Source organism: Paenarthrobacter sp. YJN-5, from assembly GCF_015040095.1.
GTDB lineage: Bacteria > Actinomycetota > Actinomycetes > Actinomycetales > Micrococcaceae > Arthrobacter > Arthrobacter ureafaciens.
Map to the genome: position 1 here is coordinate 2,323,605 of NZ_CP053544.1, position 25,006 is coordinate 2,348,610.

21 protein-coding genes and 1 tRNA gene are annotated in these 25,006 nt (G+C 64.6%); 6 read left to right on the forward strand and 16 right to left on the reverse strand.

Annotated elements, in window-relative coordinates; genetic code table 11:
- From HMI59_RS11065 to HMI59_RS11110, 10 genes are all read right to left on the reverse strand, one after another.
- A complete protein-coding gene (locus HMI59_RS11065) occupies positions 1-780 on the reverse strand; it encodes a hypothetical protein (protein WP_193591345.1) in 780 nt (259 codons plus the stop codon).
- Positions 777-1,943 (reverse strand): glycosyltransferase, encoded by a 1,167-nt coding sequence (locus HMI59_RS11070; RefSeq protein WP_193591346.1) that lies wholly within the window; start codon positions 1,941-1,943, stop codon positions 777-779. The genes HMI59_RS11065 and HMI59_RS11070 overlap by 4 nt, the downstream gene beginning before the upstream one ends.
- Entirely contained in the window at positions 1,940-3,250 is a 1,311-nt protein-coding gene (locus HMI59_RS11075; RefSeq protein WP_193591347.1) for a glycosyltransferase family 4 protein, read from the reverse strand. Before HMI59_RS11075 ends, HMI59_RS11070 begins: the two co-directional genes overlap by 4 nt.
- Positions 3,247-4,713, reverse strand: coding sequence for an oligosaccharide flippase family protein (locus HMI59_RS11080; protein ID WP_227471351.1), 1,467 nt, complete (start codon positions 4,711-4,713; stop codon positions 3,247-3,249). The genes HMI59_RS11075 and HMI59_RS11080 overlap by 4 nt, the downstream gene beginning before the upstream one ends.
- Positions 4,710-5,372, reverse strand: coding sequence for an acetyltransferase (locus HMI59_RS11085; protein WP_021470469.1), 663 nt, complete (start codon positions 5,370-5,372; stop codon positions 4,710-4,712). The genes HMI59_RS11080 and HMI59_RS11085 overlap by 4 nt, the downstream gene beginning before the upstream one ends.
- On the reverse strand, positions 5,369-6,541 hold the full coding sequence (locus tag HMI59_RS11090) for a DegT/DnrJ/EryC1/StrS aminotransferase family protein (protein WP_193591348.1): 1,173 nt from the start codon (positions 6,539-6,541) through the stop codon (positions 5,369-5,371). Before HMI59_RS11090 ends, HMI59_RS11085 begins: the two co-directional genes overlap by 4 nt.
- Positions 6,538-7,557, reverse strand: a complete 1,020-nt coding sequence (locus HMI59_RS11095) for an NAD-dependent epimerase/dehydratase family protein (protein ID WP_193591349.1) — start codon at positions 7,555-7,557, stop codon at positions 6,538-6,540. Before HMI59_RS11095 ends, HMI59_RS11090 begins: the two co-directional genes overlap by 4 nt.
- Positions 7,554-8,663, reverse strand: a complete 1,110-nt coding sequence (locus tag HMI59_RS11100) for a Gfo/Idh/MocA family protein (protein ID WP_031215933.1) — start codon at positions 8,661-8,663, stop codon at positions 7,554-7,556. The genes HMI59_RS11095 and HMI59_RS11100 overlap by 4 nt, the downstream gene beginning before the upstream one ends.
- A gap of 42 nt (positions 8,664-8,705) precedes the next feature.
- Positions 8,706-10,379, reverse strand: coding sequence for a sugar transferase (locus tag HMI59_RS11105; protein WP_166184301.1), 1,674 nt, complete (start codon positions 10,377-10,379; stop codon positions 8,706-8,708).
- Positions 10,380-10,648: 269 nt separating this feature from the next.
- Positions 10,649-10,906, reverse strand: coding sequence for a hypothetical protein (locus HMI59_RS11110; RefSeq protein WP_021470464.1), 258 nt, complete (start codon positions 10,904-10,906; stop codon positions 10,649-10,651).
- 39 nt (positions 10,907-10,945) lie between these two features.
- Here HMI59_RS11110 and HMI59_RS11115 point away from each other — a divergent pair, with 39 nt between their 5' ends.
- Positions 10,946-11,179, forward strand: a complete 234-nt coding sequence (locus tag HMI59_RS11115; RefSeq protein WP_021470463.1) for a DUF5703 family protein — start codon at positions 10,946-10,948, stop codon at positions 11,177-11,179.
- 9 nt (positions 11,180-11,188) lie between these two features.
- Here HMI59_RS11115 and HMI59_RS11120 read toward each other — a convergent pair whose 3' ends face one another.
- On the reverse strand, positions 11,189-12,349 hold the full coding sequence (locus HMI59_RS11120; RefSeq protein ID WP_193591350.1) for an acyl-CoA dehydrogenase family protein: 1,161 nt from the start codon (positions 12,347-12,349) through the stop codon (positions 11,189-11,191).
- A gap of 51 nt (positions 12,350-12,400) precedes the next feature.
- Positions 12,401-13,705, reverse strand: coding sequence for a M20/M25/M40 family metallo-hydrolase (locus HMI59_RS11125; protein ID WP_166184298.1), 1,305 nt, complete (start codon positions 13,703-13,705; stop codon positions 12,401-12,403).
- 262 nt (positions 13,706-13,967) lie between these two features.
- Here HMI59_RS11125 and HMI59_RS11130 point away from each other — a divergent pair.
- A tRNA-Leu gene (locus tag HMI59_RS11130) sits at positions 13,968-14,053 on the forward strand.
- A gap of 121 nt (positions 14,054-14,174) precedes the next feature.
- Here HMI59_RS11130 and HMI59_RS11135 read toward each other — a convergent pair.
- Genes HMI59_RS11135 through HMI59_RS11145 form a run of 3 tightly spaced genes read right to left on the reverse strand, consistent with a single transcriptional unit; the run spans position 14,175 to position 17,781 of the window.
- Entirely contained in the window at positions 14,175-15,095 is a 921-nt protein-coding gene (locus tag HMI59_RS11135) for a MaoC/PaaZ C-terminal domain-containing protein (RefSeq protein ID WP_179012799.1), read from the reverse strand.
- Positions 15,092-16,432 (reverse strand): 3-oxoacyl-ACP reductase, encoded by a 1,341-nt coding sequence (locus tag HMI59_RS11140; protein ID WP_193591351.1) that lies wholly within the window; start codon positions 16,430-16,432, stop codon positions 15,092-15,094. The genes HMI59_RS11135 and HMI59_RS11140 overlap by 4 nt, the downstream gene beginning before the upstream one ends.
- An 8-nt stretch (positions 16,433-16,440) precedes the next feature.
- Positions 16,441-17,781 carry an acetyl-CoA C-acetyltransferase gene (locus HMI59_RS11145; protein ID WP_193591352.1) on the reverse strand — a complete coding sequence of 447 codons (1,341 nt, stop codon included), beginning with the start codon at positions 17,779-17,781 and terminating at the stop codon, positions 16,441-16,443.
- A gap of 62 nt (positions 17,782-17,843) precedes the next feature.
- Here HMI59_RS11145 and HMI59_RS11150 point away from each other — a divergent pair, with 62 nt between their 5' ends.
- Positions 17,844-18,533: a TetR/AcrR family transcriptional regulator gene (locus HMI59_RS11150; protein ID WP_166184291.1), complete on the forward strand. Its 690-nt coding sequence runs from the start codon at positions 17,844-17,846 to the stop codon at positions 18,531-18,533.
- A 47-nt stretch (positions 18,534-18,580) separates the two neighbouring features.
- Positions 18,581-20,692, forward strand: coding sequence for an acyl-CoA dehydrogenase (locus HMI59_RS11155; RefSeq protein ID WP_193591353.1), 2,112 nt, complete (start codon positions 18,581-18,583; stop codon positions 20,690-20,692).
- Between the two features lie 92 nt (positions 20,693-20,784).
- On the opposite strand, the gene glgA is transcribed toward HMI59_RS11155, so the two are convergent.
- On the reverse strand, positions 20,785-21,981 hold the full coding sequence (glgA, locus tag HMI59_RS11160) for a glycogen synthase (RefSeq protein WP_227471352.1): 1,197 nt from the start codon (positions 21,979-21,981) through the stop codon (positions 20,785-20,787).
- Positions 21,982-22,074: 93 nt separating this feature from the next.
- On the opposite strand from glgA, the gene glgC reads away from it, so the two are divergent.
- Together glgC and HMI59_RS11170 are read left to right on the forward strand one after the other, a co-directional pair.
- Positions 22,075-23,487 carry a glucose-1-phosphate adenylyltransferase gene (gene glgC / locus HMI59_RS11165; protein WP_021470454.1) on the forward strand — a complete coding sequence of 471 codons (1,413 nt, stop codon included), beginning with the start codon at positions 22,075-22,077 and terminating at the stop codon, positions 23,485-23,487.
- Positions 23,488-23,553: 66 nt separating this feature from the next.
- On the forward strand, positions 23,554-25,005 hold the full coding sequence (locus HMI59_RS11170; RefSeq protein WP_166184283.1) for an SDR family NAD(P)-dependent oxidoreductase: 1,452 nt from the start codon (positions 23,554-23,556) through the stop codon (positions 25,003-25,005).
- Position 25,006 lies beyond the last annotated feature (1 nt).

The window sequence follows — 25,006 nt, forward strand, 5'->3', positions numbered from 1 at the left end:
CTAGCTTGGTCCGGAGGGCAGGGGCATGACCCCGTCGGTCTTACGGGCATCGTCGGCTGGCTGTTTGGCGGTGGTGCTGACGGTGGTCCCTTTGAGGACATCGTCGATGTTGATTGCCTCCAAGATCACCGCACCGTTGGGCTGCGTGGATTCGTCTGTTGGGACCTCCTGCTTGCGGCGTTTCCTGGTGAGGAGCAGTCCGTCAAGGAGGACTGCTACGAGGAGTGTCAGTGCTGCGCCTCCTGCGCCGGATATCAGGACCAACTGCGTGCGGGCTTTCACCTCTGGCGTGGCTTGCCGGTCCACGAGGAGGCTCATGGTGGTGATCCTTGCCGGCGCAGCTACGTTGAGTGCTTCTTGCATCTCGTTGAGAGAGCGCGGGGCCTCGTCCATGACAGCTTTCAGAAAGGACATGGTGAGTTCCGGCGTGTCTGCGTTGGCGGTGATGACAAGGATGGCTCCGTTGGTACCTCGGTCTGGTTCCACGGTGTAGGTGGCGGTTCCGAAGTTCGCCGTGACCCGCTCCTTGACCGGCTGGGAGGATAGCTTCCGAATAAGGATGTCCAGGGCTTCGCTCATGCCGCCAAGGTAGAGGTATGGGTTTCCGGCTTCCCCGATGCTTTGGCTGGATGGCATCAGCACCAGGCTGGCTTGGGCTTTGAACTTGTCCGGGGCGTTCATTTGCACGGCAACGCAGAGCATGGCGGTCACCAGCAGGCCTGCAACCACGACATACCACCGCCGCGCGACGCTCGCTAGAACGGTACGAAATTGCATCATCTGCTCCCAACTTGATGTGGACCGCTCGAAGTGCCCGGTTCCGTGGTTTGCCGGCCCTCGATGAGGGCAAGCATCTGTTCAGCCCGGACACACCAGGTGTGGGATCGGGCTGTTGACTGGATGCGCAGCCGCTGCTGGTGGGCAGGCGGAGTCTGCAGGGCATCCCTGACACCGTTGACGAATTCTGTTGGCGAACCTGCGATGCAAACGTACGGATTACCTAGCCACCTTGCGGCCGGCAGGTCTGTCGCGACGACGGGAAGTCCGAACGACAAGTATTCAAGGGTCTTCAGGGGGAAGCTGGAGACGTTGAATTCGGATTCGGCATAAGGCGTCAGTCCAACGCAGGCTGTTGAGAGCAGATGACTGACTTCGTCAGGACCGACCGGGCCGAGCCATTGGATGGTTGGCCGGGATAGGAAGCGGTCCATGGCGCGACGGGTCGCTGCTTCTTTTTCGGTACGGGGACCTAATACAACCAGCGGAAGACCCGATTCGCCGAGTTCTTCGAGTATGCGGGCGTCCAACCGCTCATTCAGCTGGCCTACCAGGGCCGCGACGGGCATCGTTTCCCTGTGTTTCAGTGCCTTGGGTGTCCTGCAGCCGTTGGGAAGCAAATTCACTTGCCGGCCGGAAAATGCCTGAATTTTGTGCGCCAAACCTGGAGAGACGGCGGTGACGATGTCGGCCAAGGCGAGGTTCTCCCTCAGGACGCGTTCCACATGCGCTGGCGCCAGTCCGAGGAGTGTGGCGGACCCCAGCCAGTCGTCCGTTACGTGAAGGACCCTTGGTGCGTGGATTTCGCGGGGAAACACGACCAGGGGCGATGCGTTGATGACTCCTTTGACGCGGCCGTTGTGGTCCCAGGCCAGAGCCCGCAGGGAGCAACGGCTGATTGCTTCGGTGCTGCGTCGTATGAACGGGCGGCTGAAACCGGGCAAAGCGGGTAAGCGCAGGCGTCGGAGTCCTGGCTGAACCAATTCGGTGCGGCCACGGATGCTCGCCAGGGTTCTGCGGCGGACATCGGCATGCCGCGCTATCGAGACAGGCTGGTCAACCCACAGGACGGGCGAGGCTTCAGCCAGCGCCTCTGCCAGCAGCCGGTCCGTTCCCGGGATGCCGTCCCATCGGGCGCCGGAGATGTACATGATGGCCCCGGTCATGGCCTGGACACCGCCGGAACGGGTATGTGCGCGGCAGCGACGGGCCGGGCATTGAAGTCGTCCGTGGCGGCCCGGCCCGTCAGTCGTTGCCAGCGCCTGCCGGCGACGTAGGAGCAGTACCGTGCAAAAGCGACCGCCTCCGCACGTACGGCCTCGGCTGCCCCGGGGCGGGAGGCGGTGAACTGCCCGTACAACTCCACTTGGCGTTCGGCGGCGCCGCTCAAGGAGAACCTGTCCTCAACCACACTCCGCCCAAGCGACCCCAACGCCCGTCGCAGGCCCGGGTCGTCGAAAAGGCGGGCCAGAACAGCCGTAAGGGCCGGAATGCCTTCCCCGGTGGTGCCCGGACCCGAGCCATACCAGCCTTGCCAGAGGAACGTCGGCAATGTCTCCGGGGTGAGGAGCTCCCAGAAGCCCTGCTCCCCCTGCACTACCAGCGGCTTTCCAAACGCCAGCCCCCGCAGCGCCGAACCCCCCATGCCCAACACCACATCGGCGGCGGCGTACGCGGGGCGGGGATCGGCCAGTTCACCGGTGAGGATCACAAGGCGGCGGCCCGCGTCGTCGTTGATGCGGCGGGCAAGGTGGTGCACTGTCTCGGCAGCCGGCCCCGAGCCCGCAATAATGAGCCGGACGGGCCACTCCCGGGAAAGAGCCCGTACAGACTCCATCGCTGCCAGTATTCCTTCCAGCTTCAGCTCCTGAGCCAAGCGCGTAACGCACACGACGGCCAAAGCGTCATCGCCCAACCCCCAGTGGCTGCGGAAGGTGCCGCCGCTGACAGTTGCCGAACTGACTGTTGCCGCACTGACAGTTGCCGCACTGACTGTTGCCACACTGTTGACGGAGGTGTCAACCGGCGGTTCCATGAGCGCCACACGGCGGCGTCCGGCGTCGGTCTCCACCTGGCGGATCTGTTCCGTGCCGACCACCAAGGGCATTGTGTACGGAATGAACGGCGCCACCGCCATGGACATGACCGTGCACATGGCCGTCGTGCCCGGGATGACCCTGGCGGCGGCCAGGCATTCCAAAGCGGGCGGCCACTCGTAACCGTGGAGCACTTCGATCCTGCGCTCGCGGACGGTCTTTGCCAGGGCACGGACAACACGGGGAGAAGGACGCTTGCCCGGCAGGGGCGCCTCCACGTAGTCCAGGCCGAGTTCCGTCGCGTGCCGCACCAAAGCCCCCGGCTGGCCAAACAGCACCACGTCGTGTCCCAAAGCCTGAACGGCGGCACCAAGTTCGATCGCGTTAAGCTGGCTGCCGCCCAGCCCAAGGTCGTGGGGGTAGATCAGGATCCTCATGCCATTGCCTCCTCACGTCCCCTGCCCCAACGGCGCACGTCCCGCAGCTCGGCGCGCTTGAAGGCCAGGGTGGCGACGATCGCAACCAAGCCGATTCCGGATCCGGCGAGGACCGCCACAACCGGCGAGCGCAGTTCCTGCGCGGCAAGGAAGGACCCCGCTCCGGTCACGACCGCGGCCCCCACTGGAAGTGCCAGGCGTCCGGCCATGTCCTTGGTCCGCACCCCTGCCCGCCGCAGGGTGCGCAGGTACATCGGGGTGGTCACCGCCACGGCAACCGCGAAGGGTGCAGCGGCAAGCCCGGGCATTCCTCCCCATGCAGCGCCCGCGATGAGGGCTGGAATCAAGGCCACCAGGGCTGCCGCCTGCACGTTGAAGATGGACATCGAAAGACCAAGGACCACCAAGTAGTCATAGAGCAGTTCATGGATGATCCGCAGCGCAGCCAGCGGAGCCAACCACACCAGGGCCAGGCCCGCCGGCGCCCAGGCATCCCCGTACACGGAGGTCACCAGGGCCACGGAGCATCCCATCATGACCGCGCAGACCGGAAGCAGCACGGCCGAAAGGACGCCCAGCAGGGACAGCAACGCGGCACGCATGTCCTCCGGTCTGTCCTGCAGCCTGGCGAACGTGGCCGGAGCGACACTGCGCAGGGGCTGCGACAGGAGGGCCGCCGGCCAGCCCGCCATGTTGAACGCCATGACGTACAGGCCCAGGGTCACCGAACCGAGCATGTTGCCGGCCACGAACTGGTCCACGTAGCCCACCCCGAAAGCCACCAGGCTGGCACCTGCCAGGGGCAGCCCGAACAGGAGGAGTTCCTTGGCTGATTTCGCGGAAAACCCGAAACGGAAAGGCAACGGGGAGAAGGCCACGAACAGGATCCCCGACACGACGCTTGCCGCCACGCGCCCCACGGCGAGGCTCATTGCGCCCATGCCGGCGATCACCAAGGCAAGGGATACCCCTGCCCCCAGCCACACGTTGACCTGGTCCACGGCCATGCGTTGGCCTTGCCGGAAATACCGTTGCAGCAAGGCAGCAGGGGTGGCCACCAGGCCGTTGAGGACGATGCAGGCGGCCATGACACGCACAACGTCAGTGGCGGCGGGGTTCCCCATTGCCGAGGCAAAGTACGGTGCAGCAAAGTAAGTAGCGGCAAAAAGGATGACACTGCATCCCGTGGAAATGGTGGTGACCGTTGCAGCGATGGCCTTCGGATCCCCGGGCCAACGGACTATGGCAAGGCTGACGCCCAGTTCGTTGAAGCTCAACACGGCAATAAGTGCCACGAAGGCCACCGCATACGTGCCGAACTCAGCAGGACCCAGCAAACGGGCAAGGGCGATGCCAATGCCGATGGTTCCCAAGCGGGTCACGAACGCGTTGATGACACCAAGCCCGAACGCCTTTGATGGCGTGGGCCGGCCCCGCGTCGCGGACTGCTTGGAAAGGGTCACAAGATCCCCTCCAGCGCCGGAAAGTTGCCTCTCCGGATCACCCGTGCCGGCACGCCGGCCCAGGTCTCCTCGTCGGGAACATCACTGAGGACGGCGGCGCCCATGCCGATCGTCGCCCCCGCACCGACGGACCGGCGCTCGCGGACACTGGCGTTCATCCCGATGTACGCTCCGCGTCCGATGCGGACATTCCCGCCAAGTGACACGCCGGCGGCGAAGGTGGCGAAGTCGCCCACCACGTCGTCGTGCGTGAAAGTCACTCCGGGCATTGCCACGACATGGTTTCCCAGGGTCACCGACGCCGTCATGGTGACGTGGGCCAGGATGATGCTTCCGTGCCCGATTTTGCAGCCTTCAGGAACGTGGACCGAGGTATCGATCGCCGTGGCGTACCGGTCTTCGGACAATCCGAGGGCGCGCAGGCGCATCACCACGCTTTCGCGGCCGGTTCCGGAGCCTATGCAGACGAGGAGTTTGGCATGCGGGAACTTCAAAGCGTCACGGATCGGTCCCAGCACATGGGCGCCGTCCACCACGCGCCCGAGTTTGTCCTCGTCGTCGTCGAGGATGCCGATGATGTCGAACGGGCCACTGCTGCGCACCATCGCCAGCACTTCGCGGGCCAGACCGCTCGCGGCGATGAGGAGGAGCTCGCTCATCGTCCCCGCCCCGCTGCCCTGAGAATGGAATCGATAACCCGCAACTGGTCGCCCAGGGTCAGCTGGTGGTAGAGCGGGAGGATCAGCGTGTGGTCGGTCAGCCATTCCGTGGCGTCCAGGGTGGCGCTGCCGGTGTCCCGGGCGGAGTAGGCGGGCTGCCGGTGGGCGGCCATGATGCCGCGGCGGGCTGAGATCCCGTCACCTGCCAGGTGCGCCATCAGGTCATCGCGGCCCAGCGGGAAGGCGTCACCGACCTCCAGCCAGCATGACTGGTAGTTGCCGGTGCCGTAACCGGGGTCGCCCACCAGCCTCAGTCCCTCAACGTCGGCAAACGCGTCGGCGTAGTTCGCCGCAAGATGACGACGGCGGGCTACCGCAGCGTGCAGGCGCCCCAGCTGGACCAGCCCGACGGCGGCCTGGAGGTCGGTCATGCGGTAGTTGTAACCGATCTCGAGGTATTCCTCCGCGGGTGCGAGCAGGCTCGCGTGCCGTTCAGCCGCGGAGACGCTCATGGCATGTTCCCGCAGCCGCCGCGCCCGGCCGGCGAGTTCTTCGTTCGGGGTGGAGAGCATGCCACCTTCCCCCGTGGTCAGGATCTTGCGGGGATGGAACGACCACGCAGCCAGCTCCGCACCGGCCCCCACCGGCCTCCCGCGGTACCGGGAGCCGATGGCGCAGGCCGCATCCTCGATCACCGTGATACCCAGCGGGTCGCACAACGCCCGGATGGGGTCCAGGTCCACCGGAACGCCGCCTTGGTCCACGGCGATGACCGCCCGGGTTTCAGGGGTCAGGGCGGCGGCGACTGTCCCGGCCGTCACGCAACCGGTCACGCGGTCGACGTCGGCGAACACCGGACGCGCGCCCACGTACGTCGGCGCGTTGGCCGTGGCGATGAAGGAGAAGGAGGGAACCACCACGTCCTGGCCCGGTCCCACCCCGGCTACGGCGAGCGCAAGATGCAGCGCCGAAGTGCAGCTTGAGACGGCAACCGCGCACGCAACATGCTGTTCCCCGGCGAACGCTTCTTCGAACTCCCGCACCTTGGGACCCTGTGCCACCCATCCGGAGGCGATGACTTCCGCGACGGCCCGGGCTTCTTCTTCGCCGAGCCACGGTTTCATCACATCGATGCGTGCCACCGCCGCCTCAATACCGGAAGTGGTCATGGGGCCACCGCCTGTGCGGCGTCGGGGCGGGCAACGTGCCGGGCCGCGGCGATCTCTTCCCGCAGGGGCCGCCACCATTGGACGAGGGAACGCAGCCCGTCCTCCAACCCGACTGCGGCCTCGAAACCCAGGTCCCGGCGCGCCGTCGTGACATCTGCCAACCGGCGGACCACGCCGTTGACCGCCCGTTCGGGGCCGTGCTCCACATGAAGGGGCGACTCCATGACCCGCAGCAACGTCCGGGCCAGTTCGGCCAGGCTCGTTTCTGTCCCGCTGGCCACGTTGTAGACCCCTTCGGTGACGTCACTCGCCGCTGCCAGGACGTTTGCCCGCGCTACGTCGGCCGTGTGGATGAAATCCATGGTCTGTTGACCGCTGCCGAAGATGAGCGGCGGCATACCGTCAACAATCCGTTCCATCCAACGGACCAGCACCTCGGTGTACAGGCCGTGGACGTCCATCCTGGGTCCGTAGACGTTGAAGTAGCGCAACAACACGTAATCCAGGCCGGACATCGCCCGGAAGCTGCGTGCCATCCCTTCGTTGAAGGACTTCGCCGCTCCGTAAAAGGTGTCGTTGTTGTGGTGGTGGTGCCTTTCGGGGGTGGGGAATTCCTCGGCCATCCCGTACACGGAGGCGCTTGAGGCGGCGATGAGCTTTCCCACGTTGTGCTCGGCAGCGGCTTCGAAGACGTTGAAGCTGCCGTCCACCAGGACTTCGAGCGCAAGCCGGGGTTCCTCTGCGCACTGGGTGATGCGGATGGCGGCCTGATGGAAGACCACGTCCTTATTCTTGGTCAAATCGTGCACCAAATCCCGGTCACGCAGGTCCCCCTCGACCAGCCTGACCCGGCCCGAGGCGAGTGCGTCGTCAAGGTTTGCCCGGCGCCCGCGAACCAGGTTGTCGAGGACGTCCACGTGCGCAGCGCCGGCGTCGAGCAACTGGTCCACCAAGGTGGAGCCGATGGTCCCGGCTCCCCCGGTCACCAGCGCCGTAGCGCCGAGCAGGGCATTCATTGGGAAACCTGCAAGGAAGCGTCGTTACCTGCCACGACGGCGGACTGACCGTCGGTGCCGAGGCTGCGGGTTACCGCTTCGAGCACGGACAGCACCCTGAGCCCCGATTCGCCGCTGGTGCGTGGTGTTGTCCGGTTGCGGATGGACGCGGCAAGTTCAGCGACCACTTGGGTGAGCGGTTCACGTTCCTGCAGCGCCGGGGACCAGGTGTCTCCCAGCCGGTAGGAGATGGCGCTCGCCTTCTTGTCCGCGGTGGAGCGGGGCTGGTGTTCCAGGCTGACCCCGCGATCGTAAACGCTGATCCGCTGCTGCGGGTTCAGGTCGTCCCATACCAGTGTCCGCTTGGAGCCGCCGATGATCATCTGGCGGATCTTGGTGGGGCTGAGCCAGTTCACGTGGATGTGCACCATCGCATCGTTGGGTAGGCCGAAGGTCAGGTGTCCCACGCAGTCCCTGCCGGTTCCGAGGGGGTCTGCGCCGTGGGCCGATATTTCCGTGGGGTGCAGTCCGCCGGGCAGGACAAAGTCCAGGATGGAGAGATCATGCGGGGCCAGGTCCCAAAATACGTTCACATCAGGTTGCACCAGGCCCAAATTGATCCGTACGGAGTCCACGTAGAGGATGTCCCCCAAGGCCCCGCTGGAGACGAGCTCCTGGATCTTCAGGACCGCAGGGGTGAAGCAGTACGTGTGGTCTGCCATGAGCACCAGTCCGCGGGATCTGGCTTCTTCCACCATTTCCAGGCCCTTGCTGCGGCTGTCAGCGAGCGGTTTCTCCACCAGGACATGCTTTCCCGCACGCAGCGCCGTCATCACTACGCCGTGATGCGTGTGCGCCGGTGTTGCCACGGCAACGGCGTCGAGGTTGTAAGTGTCCAGCAGTTCATCCAGGGACTCGACGACGGCCACGCCGCCGACCGTCTCGGCCAGCCGCAGGCCCCGGTCGACGTCCAGGTCGCAGATCGCCACGAGTTCCCAGTCGGGGCTGGCTTTGAGGTTCCGGGCCAGATTGGGTCCCCAGTAGCCCGCTCCGACGACGGCGATCCGCAGTTTGGGCAGCAGGGCGCGGCCGTTCAGGTGGCCTGAGGGAATGGTTCTCATGCTCATTTTCCACTCGGATTCTGTGATGGTGACTCGGATAGGGGGGTGTCAGTAGGCCCCGGACGGTCGCATCATCGCCCGGAAGGTCCGCCACATGATGATCAGGTCGCCCGCGATGGACCAGTTCTCCACGTAGTAGAGGTCCAGCCGGACCGCCTCTTCCCAGGGGAGGTCGGACCGGCCGTTGATTTGCCATAAGCCTGTGATGCCGGGCTTGATCAGCAGCCTGCGGTGGGTGTGTTGTTCGTAGCCGTCCACTTCGCGGAGCAGGGGCGGGCGCGGGCCTACGAGGCTCATGGAACCGGTGAGGACGTTCCAGAACTGCGGCAATTCATCCAGGGAGTACTTGCGCATCCACCGCCCGCACTTGGTGATGCGGGGGTCGTTCCGGAGTTTGAACAGCACCCCGGCCCCTTCGTCCTGCGCCGTGAGCTCAGCCAGCCGTTCCTCGGCATTGACCACCATGGAACGGAACTTGAGCATCTTGAAGGTTGTGCCGCGCTTGCCGATCCGCTCCTGCCGGAACAGCACGGGGCCGGCGCTGTCCGCTTTCACGATCATCGCCAGGACCAGAAGCAACGGTGCCAGCGCCAGGAGCGCCATCGTGGCGATGCAAATATCCATGAGCCGCTTCAGGGTGTGCTTGCCCCCCGAATAGTGCGGGATATCCACGTGCATCAGCGGCAGGCCTTCCACCGGGCGCCAGTGGATCCTTGGGCCGGCCACGTTGGTCAGGGTGGCCGCGAGGACCAGTTCGGCGGCATCTTCTTCGAGCCGCCAGCCAAGTTCCCGGATGAACTGGTTTCCGCCCGGCACCGGCCCGGCCACGATGACCGCATTTGCCCCGGTCTGGTGGACGGTGTGCGCGACGCCATAGATGGAGGAAAGGACCGGCACCCGCACTGCGTCCACTACCAGCGATGCCCCGCGACGCGCTCCCGGAAGGCACGCGCCAACAATGTCATAGGGCGCACAGGCCCTGCGGTTGATTTGCTTGATGACGTAGCGCACGTCCTCCGGTTCGCCGACGACGACGGCGCGGGACAGGCAAAGGCCCCTCGCTTTTTGGCGTCCCAGCCAGCGCCGGAACGCCCACCGGCTCAACGACAGCATGGTGACGCCCAGGGGCAGGGAAACGAGTACGAACGTGCTCGCGGATTCGATTCTGAGCACCAGTGCCGCCACGGCCAGGAAACCGAAGACCCTGAGGCTCGCGGAGATGACGCGTTTGTACTCTTCGGCACCGATTCCCAGCACCTTGGGGTCCCGGGTGCGGTAGGCCTCAAGGGCCCCTATCCACGCCAAGGCAATCACCAGGGCCAGGACAGTTTGACGGGTGCTTCCCTGGCTTGCAGCGGTGAGAGCGAGTCGGTCGGTGTTGATGAGGTAACCGGCAAAGACCGCTGCGGATACCAGCGTGCTGTCGGCGAAGCGAAGGGTGTTGACCAGCATCCGGGTCCACGAACCACGGTCACGGGGTGGAGCTATGGTCATCCGGTGGGTGACTGGCGGGACGAGGTCCGGGGTGACATCCGTCCTCGGCGCCGCCAGCCCCGCCTTTTCGGTCCGCTGTGCAGCAACGGACCCGCCAATCCAGGGAGACGCCGGCGGATTGACGTGGTCGGCAACAGACTGTTCGGCGAAAGCTGTTCCACCGTGGTGGGCATCCACGGTGCGGCGTAGTGCTCCTTTGCTTTGACGCAAGACTGGAACTCGTACCATGGAAGCCTTCTTCGCAAACTCTGCCAATTGCCTACCACCCAGTGAAGCCAAGCGGTGTCGGGGGCGCACCAGTAGTCAGTACTCAACTTTGCTCAGTTTTCCCTCAGGGCCTACTCGCGGGTACACCCCTGCGGTACTCAGTACGGTGCGGTGGGACACTTGGTATTCGAAGCCGGTTTGCGCCCGTTTTCAGGCTCCCGCCGGTACAAAGCGGCTGATGGGCAGCACAAAAACGGCCACCCTTTGGGGTGGCCGTTGTGGAAACTGAGTTACTCTTCCAGGCTCTCCAGGTCTTCATCGAGGACTTCGTCGTCGTCCTCTTCATCATCGTCGAAGACCTGGAGGGGAGTAACCTCGGAATAGGCCTCGTACAGCGCATCCTCGTACACTTCGAAGGCGTCGGCGACGGCGAAGAATGCGGCCTCGACGGTGGGATCACCTTCCCCGCGACGGGCGGAAGCCGCCGCCAGATGTTCCTCAAGGGCGGCGGTCAATGACTGCAATGCGACACGCGGATCGATGGTCATGACTTCACGTTAGCCGGAAAAGGACCAAAATGGAGAGGGATGAAGGAACAATTTAGGGGCGTCTCCGTAGAGCGCCAACGTGACTATGCACGTCAGTACGAATACCTCGTACTGACAATAGGTCCTGAGGATTCCTTGCCCGAGGCCCGCCGCCGGCTCGCGGAACACTCTGAGTACGGCAAGTGGGAATTGGAACGCAGCCGCCTCTACATGGGCGGAAGCAGGCGCTTCTGGCTGCGCCGCAAGGTTTACTCGGTTCAACGGACGGTGTAGCTGCCCGGCTCAGGCCTCCAAGGGGCCCAGCCACGCGCTGGCCACCGTGTTATGCGCCGACTCGTCATTGGACGGGTGGAAGATCCCGGCCAGGACGTCGCGGTAAAGCCGTTCAAGTTCGGAGCCGCGGAAGTAGCTTGAACCGCCCGAGACCCTGATGGCCAGGTCCACCACGTAGCGGGCGTTTTCCGTGGCCCGGGACTTCAGGCCAACAAGCTTGGCAAACCATTGCGGACCGTGGTCCACCATCCGGTCCACGTCCCGCGCGATGGCGGACAACTGGGGCAGCATCCCGTCCATCGCCATGGCAGCGTCGGCAATCTTCCACCGGATATCCGGGTCCTGGGCGAAGCTGCGTCCACCGTGCTTCGCCGAGACACGGCGCTTCACGTTATCAACGGCCAGGGCGAAGGCGCGCTCGGCCAGTCCGGTGTAGACGGCAGCCAGCAGCGTTTCGAAGCACGCAAAGATGGCGAAGATCAGCAGGTCTTTGTTGGGCCCGACGGGAAGCTTGCGGAAGATCCTCTCTGCCGGGATCACCGCGTCAGTGAGCAACGTCGTGTTGGACGCGCTGGCACGCATGCCCAGGGTGTTCCAGTCGTCCAAGGTTTCATGTCCGGGCTCGTCGCGGCGGAGGAAGCCGAAGACCAGCTCGCCCTCCCCGTTGCGTGCGTCCGCATCCTTGCCGAACGTCCCCAGCCGGGTCCAGCCGCGTGACAGGCTGGTGAAGATCTTCCGCCCCGTGAAGCTGTAGCTGCCATCAGGCAACGGCCTCGCCAAGGTACCGGAGTCGAAAAGCATGGAGTCGTTGCCGGCCTCCGAAATCCCGAAGGCAAAGATCTCGCCCTGCCCGGCCTCCTTCAGGACGAAGTCCAGCGAATCGTCGCCGCGTGCGGACATGGCATGCGCGACGCCGGTCCACACCAGGTGCATGTTCACCGCCAGCGCCGTGGCGGGGGCCGCCGTTGCGAGCCGGCGCTGAAGCTCCGCCACCGCTTCGAGGCCCAGTCCCCTGCCGCCGTCGGCCTCGGGAACAAAGACTTTCAGGTAGCCGGCCTCGGCGAGGTCCTGGAGGTCTTCGTGGAAGAAACGGTTCTCCTGGTCGTAGCCGGCCGCGCGGCTCCTCAGCCGCTCCAGCAGTTCCTCAGGAAGGATGTCTTCCGGTGCCATGCCTGTCTCCCCTGTCTGCGCGTGCTTCACGGTGCCTGGTATTCACAGTGCCTAGTAGTTGGTGAGGAGACGGTTGAGGACCCGTGCACCGAACTTGAGGGAATCGGCGGGAACGCGTTCATCCACGCCATGGAACATACCCGTGAAGTCCAGCTCGTCGGGGAGCATCAGGGGCGCAAAGCCGTACCCCGTGATCCCGATCTTGCTGAGCGACTTGTTATCCGTCCCGCCCGAGAGGGTGTAGGGCAGGACCTTCGCTCCGGGATCTTCGGAGTGGAGGGCATCGATCATCGAATCCACCAGGTTGCCCGCGAACGGAACCTCAAGGGAGATGTCCTTGTTGTCGTAGCTGATCTCGATCCCGTCGCCGGCGAGCTCCTTGATGATGTCGAAAACCTTTTCCTGCTGGCCCGGCAGTGTCCGGCAATCAATGAAGGCCTCCGCGGACTCGGGGATGACGTTGTGCTTGTAGCCGGACCGCAGCAGTGTGGGGTTCGAGGTGTTCTGCAGCGTCGCGCCGACAAAACGCGCAACGGTTCCGAGTTCCTTGAGGAGGATGTCGGGGTTGTCCGGGTCGAACTCGACGCCGGTCAGTTCGGTAACACCGTCCAGGAACTGCCTGGTGGTGGGCGTCAACTCGATGGGCCACTGGTACTCGCCAATCCGGGTGACGGCGGCCGCCAGCCGGGTGACAGCGTTGTCGGTGTTGATCTGCGAGCCGTGGCCTGCCCGGCCATGGGCCACAAGGCGCAACCAGGACAGTCCCTTTTCCGCGGTCTGCAGGAGATAGGTGCGCTGCCCGCCAATGGTGGCGGAGAATCCGCCGACTTCGGAAATGGCTTCGGTGGCGCCGTCGAAGAGTTCGCGACGATGTTCGACGGCGTAGCGCGCGCCGTAGGTGCCGCCGGCCTCCTCGTCGGCGAAGAAGGCGAAGATGATGTCACGCTTCGGTTTGCGGCCGGTTCGGGCGAAATCACGCAGGACAGAAAGGATCATGGCATCCATATCCTTCATGTCCACCGCGCCGCGGCCCCAGATGAGGCCGTCCTTCAGCTCGCCGCTGAACGGATCCACGGTCCACTGCTCTTTCATGGCCGGCACCACGTCCAGGTGACCGTGGACTACCAACGCGTCAGCTGAGGGATCTTCGCCGGCCATGCGGGTCACTACGTTGGCGCGGCCCGGAGCGGACTCGAAGATTTCAACATCCAGTCCGACGTCGCTGATGAGCGCTGCCGTGTATTCGGCGGCGGCCCGCTCGCCCGGACCACTGCCATCTCCGAAGTTGGACGAATCGATGCGAATGAGCTCCTGGCAAATCCGGACAACTTCGTCTTCGGGGCGGATGACAGACATGGATATTCTCCTTGCGTGGCTGGGCTTGCAGGTGGGGCTGACAGGCAGTGCGGGTTCCGCGGCTGCTGCGTCCCCTACCTCAGCCTACTCACCGGAGCCGTGAACCGGGACCGGAAAAGTCCGTCCGGGTAGCAAAGGAACGCCCGGCGGTTTTAGCCTTCCCCCGGATTTTTTAGTTCCTTGAAACCGTGTTAGAGTTTTTCTCGCTGCTTCGGAGCAGAGAGAAGCGTCAAACGCGGAAACTCCCTCTGAAATACCACCTGCGCGGGTGGCGGAATGGCAGACGCGCTAGCTTGAGGTGCTAGTCCTCGAAAGGGGGTGGGGGTTCAAGTCCCCCTCCGCGCACCAAGGCAAGGCCCGGAATCCACGGATTCCGGGCCTTCTTTGTTCCTGATCCCTTGCGGCAGCCATGGTGGCCGGTGACGGCGGCAAGCACCCGTGGTGATTGCCGCCGTCGTATGTTCCTGCGTCAGTTGAGGGCAGCCACGGAACCGGTAAAGTGCCGGCGGCCGCTGCGCGGATTCCACGCCACATAGTCCGAACGCTGCCACGCCCCTGTTTCGGTCTGCACAGTGGAGATGTCCAACGCCACGCGGCCGGGCAGGAAGACGGGTGCCTCGAAGGCCACCTCCCACACAAACGCCTCGGCTTTCACGGAACCGACGTCTGCCAACGCACGCGATGCCAGGTACATGCCATGGGCAATCGAACCGCGAAGGCCCAGGGCTTTGGCTGACAGTGCGCTGAGGTGAATCGGGTTGAAATCTCCGGAAACGGCTGCGTAATTGCGGCCGGTGTCCACGCCGAGCTGCCACAGCGCGGTGGGGAACGGCGGAGAAAAATCCGGCTTGGCAGCGCCGTTGGGACTGCCCGGCTTGTCGATTCCCGGCAGGAAGACTCCCTTGGACAGGTAGGTGGAAACGCCCCGCCACAGCAAGGAGCCCGACCCGCTGGAGCGGACTTCGGCAACGACGTCCACCTGCGTTCCCACCCGGTGACCGGACAGGTTTTCCGTCCAGGCGCGGATGTCCAGTGCGTCCTGGAAGTGGATGGGGCTCAACTGCTCGATCCGGTTCCGCACGTGGATCATGCCCAGCAGCGGAAGGGGAAAATCTTCCCGGTTCATCACGCTCATGGCCACCGGGAACGCCAAAGCATGGACAAACCCGGCGGGGAGGACGTCGCTGGCCGTCTCCCCTATCAGGTGCTGGTACGCCGTGAGGTTCGCGACGTCCGGCACGACTGCCCGCACTTCGTGGCTGACTTCAGGGAGCTTCCCTTCGGGCATTGATCCCAGGACGCGCCGGCGGGCTGCTGTCGCAGCGGCGTTGACGTACAACTTGGACAGCGACGGAAGATCGCCAAGGATGATGGGCTGCGTCTGGATCATGCGCCCACCAGTTGCTGCCCGCAGACGCGGAGTACTTCCCCGGAGATACCTCCGGCTGAATCGCTGGCGAGGAATGCTATGGCTTCGGCAACATCCTGCGGTTTGCCGCCCTGCTTCAGGGAGTTCAGCCGGCGGGCGGCTTCGCGTACTGCCATCGGCATCCGTGCAGTCATCTCGGTTTCGATGAATCCGGGAGCCACGGCATTGATGGTGCCACCGAAAGGTTCCATCAAGGGCGCTGTGGCCCTGACCATACCGATGACGCCGCCCTTGGAGGCGCCGTAGTTGGTCTGGCCCCTGTTGCCGGCGATGCCGCTGGTCGAAGAAACGGAGATGATGCGGGGTGAGTCCTTGAAGTGGTCGGAGGCCAGCAGTGCCTCGTTGATCTTCAACTGTGCGGCGATGTTCACGTTGATGACCGATTGCCAACGCCCTGGGTCCATGTTCGCCAGCAGCCGGTCGCGGGTGATGCCCGCGTTGTGCACCACGATGTCCAGCTTCCCGTGGCGTTCGACGGCGTGCTCGATCATGCGTTGGCCGGCATCGCTTCGGCTGATGTCCAGCTGCAGGGCCGTGCCGTGGATTTCGTTGGCCACAGCCGCCAAGTGGTCCCCCGCGGCGGGGATGTCCACAGCGACTACCGTGGCGCCGTCACGGTGCAGCGTTGCAGCGATGGCCTCCCCGATCCCACGTGCCGCGCCTGTAACCACCGCGACCTTGCCCGCCAGCGGCTTATCCATGCTGCTTGGCAGCTTTCCGGCCGGCGAAGAAACCGTGAGGAACTGCCCGTCGACGTAGGCGGAACGTCCGGAGAGGAAGAACCGTACGGCGCCCAACGCTGACGGGCTGGTGGTAGCCAGCTCTTCGCTCAGCAGGATGCCGTTGGCCGTGGCGCCGTTCCGCAGTTCCTTTGCCAGGGAGCGTAGGAAGCCATCAATTCCCTGGCGGGCGGCGGAAGAGGCCGGCGTGGGCGCCGTCCGCGGAGTCCGGGAGACAGTGATGATGCGGCCGTTCGGAGCCAGGTCCCGCAACGACGTTCCGACGCTCAGCACCGGCTTGCCCAGGTCCTCGGGGTGTTGCACTGCATCAAGGACGACGATGATGGCTCCCAGCTTTTCCTTGGGAAGCGCGTTCCGCCGCACATCCAGCCCCCAGCCCAGGAGCGTGGTGGCGAGGTCGTCGGCGCCTACACTGTCGCCGTTGACCAGCACGGGTCCGGTGATGAGCGGATCTCCAGGGTGGTACCGGCGCAGGATGGCCGGCTGGGGCAGGCCGAGCCGCTTGGCAACATCCCGGCCGATGCCGCTGTTGACGAGCTGAGTGTATTTGTCCGTCACTGTTCCCCCTACGCTGCTTCCAAAATGGCGACGACACCCTGGCCGCCGGCCGCGCAGACGGAAATCAGTCCGCGGGCCGGCCTGCCGTCAACCTTGCCGGTCCCGTGCAGTTGCTTGGCCAAGGAGGCCACGATCCGGCCGCCCGTCGCGGCGAACGGGTGACCTGCGGCCAATGACGAACCGTTGACGTTGAGTTTCGCCCGGTCCACCTTGCCAAGCGCGCCCTCGAGGCCGAGGCGCGTCTTGCAGAAGTCCTCATCCTCCCAAGCTGCGAGTGTGCTGAGGACCGTGCCGGCGAAGGCCTCGTGAATTTCGAAGAAGTCGATGTCTTCGAAGGTCAGGCCATGGCGGGCCAGGAGCCGCGGGACGGCGAACACCGGCGCCATGAGCAGGCCGTCCTTGCCGTGGACAAAGTCGACGGCGGCAGCCTCGCCGTCGAGCACGGTGGCGAGCTTGGGAAGCCCATGGTTGTCCGCCCATTCTTCGCTGGCCAGCAGCACGGTCGAGGCGCCGTCGGTCAGCGGCGTGGAGTTACCGGCGGTCATGGTGGCCTCGGCGCCGAGGTTCTTCCCGAAGACGGGCTTCAGGGAGGCGAGCTTGTCGAGGCTGGTGTCAGGACGCAGGTTGGAATCGCGGCTGAGTCCCCGATACGGGGTGATGAGGTCGTCGAAGAAGCCGCGTTCGTAGGCCGCTGCCAGGCTGCGGTGGCTGTTGAAGGCCAGTTCGTCCTGCGCTTCACGGGAGATCTTCCACTGGGCGGTGGTCAGGGCCTGGTGCTCCCCCATGGAAAGGCCCGTCCGCGGCTCCCCCGTGGAAGGAGCGTCGGGCGCGAGGTCCTTGGGGCGGATCTTTCCGAGGAGGCGCAGTTTCTGGATCGGGGTCTTGGCGCGGCTGAGGTCCAAGAGGATTTCCCGGAGCCCTTCGCTGACGGCGATCGGTGCGTCAGACGCGGAATCGACGCCCCCGGCGATCGCTGAGTCCAGCTGTCCCAGCTTGATCTTGTTGGCCAGGCCGAGGACGGTTTCGAGGCCGGTGGCGCAGGCCTGCTGCAAGTCATAGGCCGGTGTTTCCGGCGACAAGGCGGAGCCCAGCACCGCCTCGCGGGTGAGGTTGAAGTCCCGGGAGTGCTTGAGTACGGCTCCTGCGGCAACTTCGCCGATCCGTTCCTCCTGGAGGCCGAACCGTGCAATCAGGCCATCCAGGGCGGAGGTGAGCATGTCCTGGTTGGAGGACTTCACGTAGGCCCCGCCGCTGCGGGCGAAGGGTATCCGGTTTCCGCCTACGATCACGGCGGGCCGGACCGTCTGTACGTCACGTGCGGCATCGGCAGGGCGGTCGGTTGCAGCCATGGTTGTCTCCTTCGGCAAGGGGCTAGTTACTGATACCCAGCGTACCTGATACGCTGGGTATCGTGAACATCTCCCCAGCAGATTCCCGTGTCGGCCCGTCGGAAGATCCTGCCGGCGCCATCGACGGCAGGGCTGCCCGCTGGCAAACGCACCGCGAAGAGCGTCGGCGGGACCTCATCAAAGCCGCCCGCAAGGCCGTCCATGCCTTGGGCAGCGATGCCTCCATGGAGGACATCGCCGGAGCTGCGGGAACGTCCAAATCCGTGTTCTACCGGTATTTCGGGGACAAGGCGGGGCTGCAGCAGGCCATGGGCGAGGTGGTCCTCGGCCAGATGCAGCGGCGCATGAAGGAAGCCGCCCAGTCTGCCCAGACTCCGCGCGAGGGTCTCTTTGCCATGGTTTCCGCCTACCTGCAGATGGCTGAATCAAGCCCCAACGTCTATGCCTTCATTACCCGGCTGACTCCAGGGGAAGCGTCGGCCCAGGACGCGATCGCAGCGTCCGGGGCTTTGGGCAACTTCTTCGAGCAAGTCACTGAGATGATCGCGACTCCGATGCGCCAGTACTTGGGCGAGGACAAGGAAGCGCTGATCGAGTACTGGCCCACCGCGGCTATTGGCCTGGTCCGGAACGCCGGCGAAATGTGGCTGGGAAGCCCGGCCAGCGACACGAAGCCCAACCAGGCCACCATGGCCGCCAACATCACCGACTGGCTTTGCCTGGGCATCGCTCCGATGCTCGCCACCACCTGACACCAGCAATGACGCATTAGTTGTCCGGACTCACAGAAGGAAGAACCATGACAGAAGTAGTGGACCGCGCATCATCACCTGCATCGCCCGGTAGTACAACCGCCGCGGCGGATGGCACCAAGGTCGCCGTCGAACCCCGGGTAGACGTTGCAGCCCTGGGAGAGCAGCTTCTGGGACGATGGGCGGACATCCGCCGGCATGCACGGGACCTGGCCGGCCGTGAAGTGGTGCAGAAGGTCGAGGGGTTGACGCATACCGAGCATCGGAGCCGTGTCTTTGGGCAATTGAAGTACCTCGTGGACAACAACGCCGTACATCGTGCGTTCCCTTCCCGCCTGGGTGGGTCGGATGACCACGGGGGCAACATCGCCGGCTTCGAGGAACTCGTCACAGCCGACCCCTCGCTCCAAATCAAGGCGGGCGTGCAGTGGGGCCTGTTCGGTTCCGCCGTGATGCACCTCGGAACCAGGGAGCACCACGACAAATGGCTCCCCGGAATCATGAGCCTCGATATTCCCGGATGCTTCGCCATGACCGAAACCGGACACGGGTCCGACGTCGCCAGCATTGCCACAACGGCCACTTATGACGAAGAGACCCAGGAATTCGTTATCGACACGCCCTTCCGGGCCGCGTGGAAGGACTACATCGGCAACGCCGCCAACGACGGCCTGGCCGCCGTCGTTTTCGCCCAGCTCATCACCCGGAAGGTCAACCACGGCGTGCACGCCTTCTACGTGGACTTGCGCGATCCGGCAACGGGTGACTTCCTTCCGGGCATTGGCGGCGAGGACGACGGCATCAAGGGCGGGTTGAACGGTATCGACAACGGACGCCTCCACTTCACCAACGTCCGGATCCCCCGCACCAACCTGCTGAACCGTTACGGTGATGTCGCTGTCGATGGAACCTACTCCTCCACCATCGAGAGCCCCGGCCGCCGGTTCTTTACGATGCTCGGCACCCTCGTCCAGGGACGCGTATCACTGGACGGTGCTGCCGTTGCGGCCAGCAAGGTGGCCCTGCAATCGGCCATCCACTACGCCGCTGAACGTCGCCAGTTCAACGCGACATCACCCACCGAGGAAGAGGTGCTGCTGGACTATCAGCGTCACCAGCGCCGGTTGTTCACGCGCCTGGCCGCCACCTATGCGGCCAGTTTCGCGCACGAACAACTGCTGCAGAAGTTCGACGACGTCTTTTCCGGAGCGCACGACACCGACGCCGACCGGCAGGACCTGGAAACCCTGGCCGCGGCCCTGAAGCCGTTGAGCACCTGGCACGCCCTGGACACACTCCAGGAATGCCGTGAGGCCTGTGGCGGAGCCGGCTTCCTGATCGAAAACCGTTTCGCTTCCTTCCGGGCAGACCTGGATGTCTACGTCACCTTTGAGGGCGACAACACCGTCTTGCTGCAACTGGTGGCCAAGCGCCTCCTGGCCGACTACGCCAAGGAGTTCCGTGGCGCCACCTTTGGCGTCCTGGCCCGGTACGTCGTGGACCAGGCTGCGGGCGTGGCCTTGCACCGGACAGGCCTGCGGCAGGTCGCGCAGTTTGTGGCGGATTCGGGTTCGGTCCAGAAGTCGGCCTTGGCACTGCGCGATGAAGAAGGGCAGCGCACCCTGCTGACGGACCGGGTCCAGTCCATGGTGGCCGAAGTCGGCGCTGCCCTCAAGGGCGCCGGCAAGCTCCCGCAGCACCAGGCGGCGGCACTGTTCAACCAGCACCAGAACGAGCTGATTGAAGCCGCCCAGGCCCACGCTGAGCTCCTGCAATGGGAAGCCTTTACGGAGGCATTGGCCAAAGTCGATGATGCGGGAACCAAGGAAGTGCTGACCCGGCTTCGCGACTTGTTCGGGCTGTCCCTGATCGAGAAGCACCTCTCCTGGTACCTCATGAACGGGCGGCTCTCGATGCAGCGGGGGCGCACGGTTGGCACTTACATCAACCGGCTGTTGGTCAAGATCCGGCCGCACGCACTGGACCTCGTGGACGCCTTCGGCTACGGCCCGGAGCACCTTCGGGCAGCCATTGCCACCGGAGCCGAAGCGACCCGCCAGGATGAAGCGCGGACCTACTTCCGCCAGCAGCGCGCCAGCGGCAGTGCCCCGGCAGACGAGAAGACGCTGCTTGCGATCAAGGCAGGCAAGTCCCGCTAGGCGTCCGTTACAAACGCCTTAAGCGCTCGACGGCGCCGTTCCCGATTTTCGGGGGCGGCGCCGTCGAGCGTTTGTTCCGTGGACTCCGGAGCTTAGGAAAGGATCGAGCGGTAGACCTCAAGGGTGGTTTCGGTGATCGATTCCCAGGAGAAGTGCTCCTCCGCCCGGCGCCGTCCGGCAGCGCCCATTTCCCGGGCCCGGGCAGGGTCGGAGACAACCTGGTTGAGCGCGGCGGCGAAGTCCGCTACGAACTTCTCCGGATCGAGCGGCGTTCCCGTGCCGTCGGTGACCTGCTCGAGTTCGACCAGGAGGCCGGTCTCCCCGTGCTGGACAACCTCGGGAATGCCACCGGTGGCACTGGCAACCACCGCCGCCCCGCACGCCATGGCTTCCAGGTTGACGATTCCCAGCGGCTCGTAGATGGACGGGCAGGCGAAGGCAGTGGCGTGGCTCAGGACCTGGATCAGCTCATGGCGGGGCAGCATTCGCTCGATCAGGATGACGCCGTCGCGCTTGGACTGGAGTTCCTCGATCAGTTGGGCTGTTTCGGCGGCCAGTTCAGGAGTGTCCGCAGCGCCCAGGCAAAGGACCAGCTGGACATCCTCGGGCAGGCTGGACGCTGCACGCAGGAGGTAGGGCACGCCCTTCTGGCGCGTGTTGCGGCCCACGAAAACGACGCTTGGCTTGCCGGGATCGATCCCCAACGCCCGGACTGCGTCCTCTTTTTCGTCCCGCTCCCACAGGGAGACGTCGATTCCGTTGTGGACCACCCGCACCTTGCCGGGATCCACGTTGGGGTAGCTGCGCAGGATGTCCTGCCGCATGCCTTCGGACACGGCGATGATCGCCGCTGCTGCCTCGTAGGCGGTCTTCTCCACCCAGGAGGACAGGGCGTAGCCGCCACCAAGCTGCTCGGCCTTCCAAGGGCGCAGCGGCTCAAGGCTGTGCGCGCTCAGCACATGCGGGATTCCGTGCAAGAGCGAAGCCAGGTGGCCGGCCATGTTGGCGTACCACGTGTGCGAATGGACCAGGTCCGCTCCAGCGATGTCCGGCACTATCCGCAGGTCCACGCCGAGTGTCTGGACAGCGGGGTTCGCATCGCCCAGATCCTCCGGGGTTGAGTAGGAGTCGACGGTAGCCCCGTGGTAATCGGCATCACGCGGCGCACCAAAGGCGCGGACGTGGAGATCAACGTGCTTTGCAAGCACCCGGCTCAGTTCGGCTACGTGGACTCCGGCACCACCATAAATTTCCGGAGGGAATTCTTTAGTCACAATGTCTATACGCACGCTAACCAACGTAGTCGTTCCGGCGTATGTGTTCTAGTGTGAAAGGGTCCGGAAAATCGGACTTTTGGGGGCTACGAAGTCGTACGGGGAGCTGTGACCATGGCGTTGAAGAAAGTATTGGCTATCGTGCTGGCGGGCGGCGAAGGCAACCGCCTGATGCCGTTGACGGCGGATCGGGCCAAGCCAGCCGTGCCGTTTGCCGGGGGGTACCGGCTGATTGACTTTGCATTATCCAATCTGGTCAATTCCGGATATTTGAAAATCGTTGTGTTAACCCAGTACAAATCGCACAGCCTTGACCGCCATATTTCGGAGACCTGGCGCATGTCCACGCAGTTGGGCCGCTACGTCGCCTCGGTGCCGGCTCAGCAACGCGTCGGCAAGAGCTGGTTCCTGGGCAGTGCCAACGCCATTTACCAATCCCTGAACCTCATCCATGACGATGCGCCGGACATCGTGGTGGTGGTCGGTGCGGACCACGTGTACCGCATGGACTTCTCGCAGATGGTGGAACAGCACATCGCGAGCGGTGCGAAGGCCACCGTGGCTGCCGTCCGCCAGCCACTGAATATGGCGAACCAGTTCGGCGTGATCGAAGTGGACCAGGACGATTCCCAAAAGATCGCCGCGTTCGTGGAGAAGCCCGCCAGCACTCCCGGCCTTGCCGCTGATCCAACCCAGTTCCTGGCCTCGATGGGCAACTACGTCTTCGACGCCGATGCACTGGTGGAGGCGCTCCACGTGGATGCGGAGCGCCTGGACACCAAGCACGACATGGGCGGGGACATCATTCCCTACTTCGTGGACAAGGGCCAAGCCGGAGTCTACGACTTCACACTCAATGACATTCCCGGAGCCACCGACCGTGACCGTACCTATTGGCGCGACGTGGGCACCATCGATTCGTTCTATGACGCCCACATGGACCTCATCTCCCCCGTCCCCATCTTCAATCTGTACAACTCCGAGTGGCCGATCTACACGCGGCAGAGCATTTCCCCGCCGGCCAAGTTCGTTCGCGGCGGAAACAGCACCGTCGGGACCGCCCTCGATTCAATCGTGGCCAGCGGCGTCGTGATCTCCGGCGGCATCGTGGAGGGGTCCGTATTGTCCAACGACGTCTTCGTTGAGGCCGGCAGCCGCATCCAGGATTCGGTGCTGATGGACAAGGTCCGGGTTGGTGAAGGAGCCGTCATCAAGCGGGCCATCCTGGACAAAAACGTCAAGGTGCCTGCAGGCGCAGCCATCGGCCTCGACCCGGCACTTGACCGGGCCCGCGGCTACAAAGTCACGGAGTCCGGCATTACCGTGCTGGCCAAGGGGCAAATTGTTCCCGAACCTGACGAAGCGGAACTGGCATTGTCCTCCGAGTACCGCCGGAGCCTTCCGGAAGCACTCAAGGCCGCCACCCAGGACGATCCCGTCATCCGCGATTCGGCGGAGAAGGTAGTGGCAAGCGTTCAGGCCCGCGTGATCGACCCCGCATCACAAGGCGCATCCAGCTAGTCACCCGCACCGGCATGACGGAACCGGAGGCAGGCCCAAGGGTCCCAAGGCTGTAAAATCAGGTCAATGAGCTCCACCGATCTGACGCCTGAGGAGATCCAGGCCTGCCTCAAGGTTTTAAGCACCATTCACGCCTATGACGAGGAACACCCCGATTACGTAGCCGTGCGCCGTGCCACCGGCAAGATGTTCAAGGCAGTCAAGCGCCACCGCCGTGTCACCAAGAGGGACCAGATCGCCGAAGCCGACAAGGCAGTGATTGCCCTGACGGCCACGGCAGCGCCGGACCGGATCGACGACGAGACCCGGGGCAACAAGCTGGCCCCCTCCGCTACGGGCGAGATCGCAGGCCACCTCATCCGTTCGCGTCCCTGCTACATCTGCAAGCAGCACTACACGCAGGTAGACGCCTTCTACCACCAGCTCTGCCCTGATTGCGCTGCCTTCAGCCACAGCAAGCGGGACGCCAGGACCGACCTCACGGGACGCCGCGCACTGCTCACCGGTGGCCGCGCGAAGATCGGCATGTACATCGCCTTGCGGCTGCTTCGCGATGGAGCCCACACCACCATCACCACGCGTTTTCCCAAGGACGCCGCCCGTCGCTTTGCCGCCATGGAAGACAGCGCCGAGTGGCTGCACCGGCTGAAGATCGTGGGCATCGACCTCCGGGACCCGGCCCAGGTCATGGCCCTGACCGACTCGCTGAACGAGGCCGGTCCCCTGGACATCATCATCAACAACGCGGCCCAGACCGTGCGCCGCTCGGGCAACGCCTACAAGCCCCTGGTTGATGCCGAGGATGAGCCGCTGCCTGCCGCGCTCGAGGCGGCGAACGGCGGGCCGGAACTCGTCACGTTCGGGCACGCGCATGACAAGCATCCCCTTGCTTTGGCGAGCAGCGTCACTGAGCACCCGGTCCTCGCGGGCGACGCCATTACGTCTTTGGCACTTTCCACCGGCTCGGCCTCCCTGCAGCGGATCGAGTCGGGGACGGCCATCGACGCCGGAGGCCTGGTTCCGGACCTCGCCACCATCAATAGCTGGACCCAGGTGGTGGACGAGGTGGACCCCTTGGAGATGCTCGAAGTCCAGTTGTGCAACGTCACGGCGCCCTTCCTCCTGGTCAGCCGGCTGCGCGGCGCCATGAAGCGCTCCACCGCCCGCCGGAAGTACATCGTGAACGTTTCGGCCATGGAGGGCCAGTTCTCCCGTGCTTACAAGGGTCCGGGCCATCCGCATACCAATATGGCCAAGGCTGCCTTGAACATGATGACCCGCACCAGCGCCCAGGAAATGCTGGACTCCGACGGCATCCTGATGACCGCCGTCGACACCGGCTGGATCACGGACGAACGGCCTCATTACACCAAGGTCAGGCTCATGGAGGAAGGCTTCCACGCTCCCCTGGACCTCGTTGACGGCGCAGCCCGCGTCTACGATCCCATCGTCATGGGCGAGCAGGGAGAGGACCAGTACGGCGTCTTCCTCAAGGACTACAAGCCCTCCCCCTGGTGAT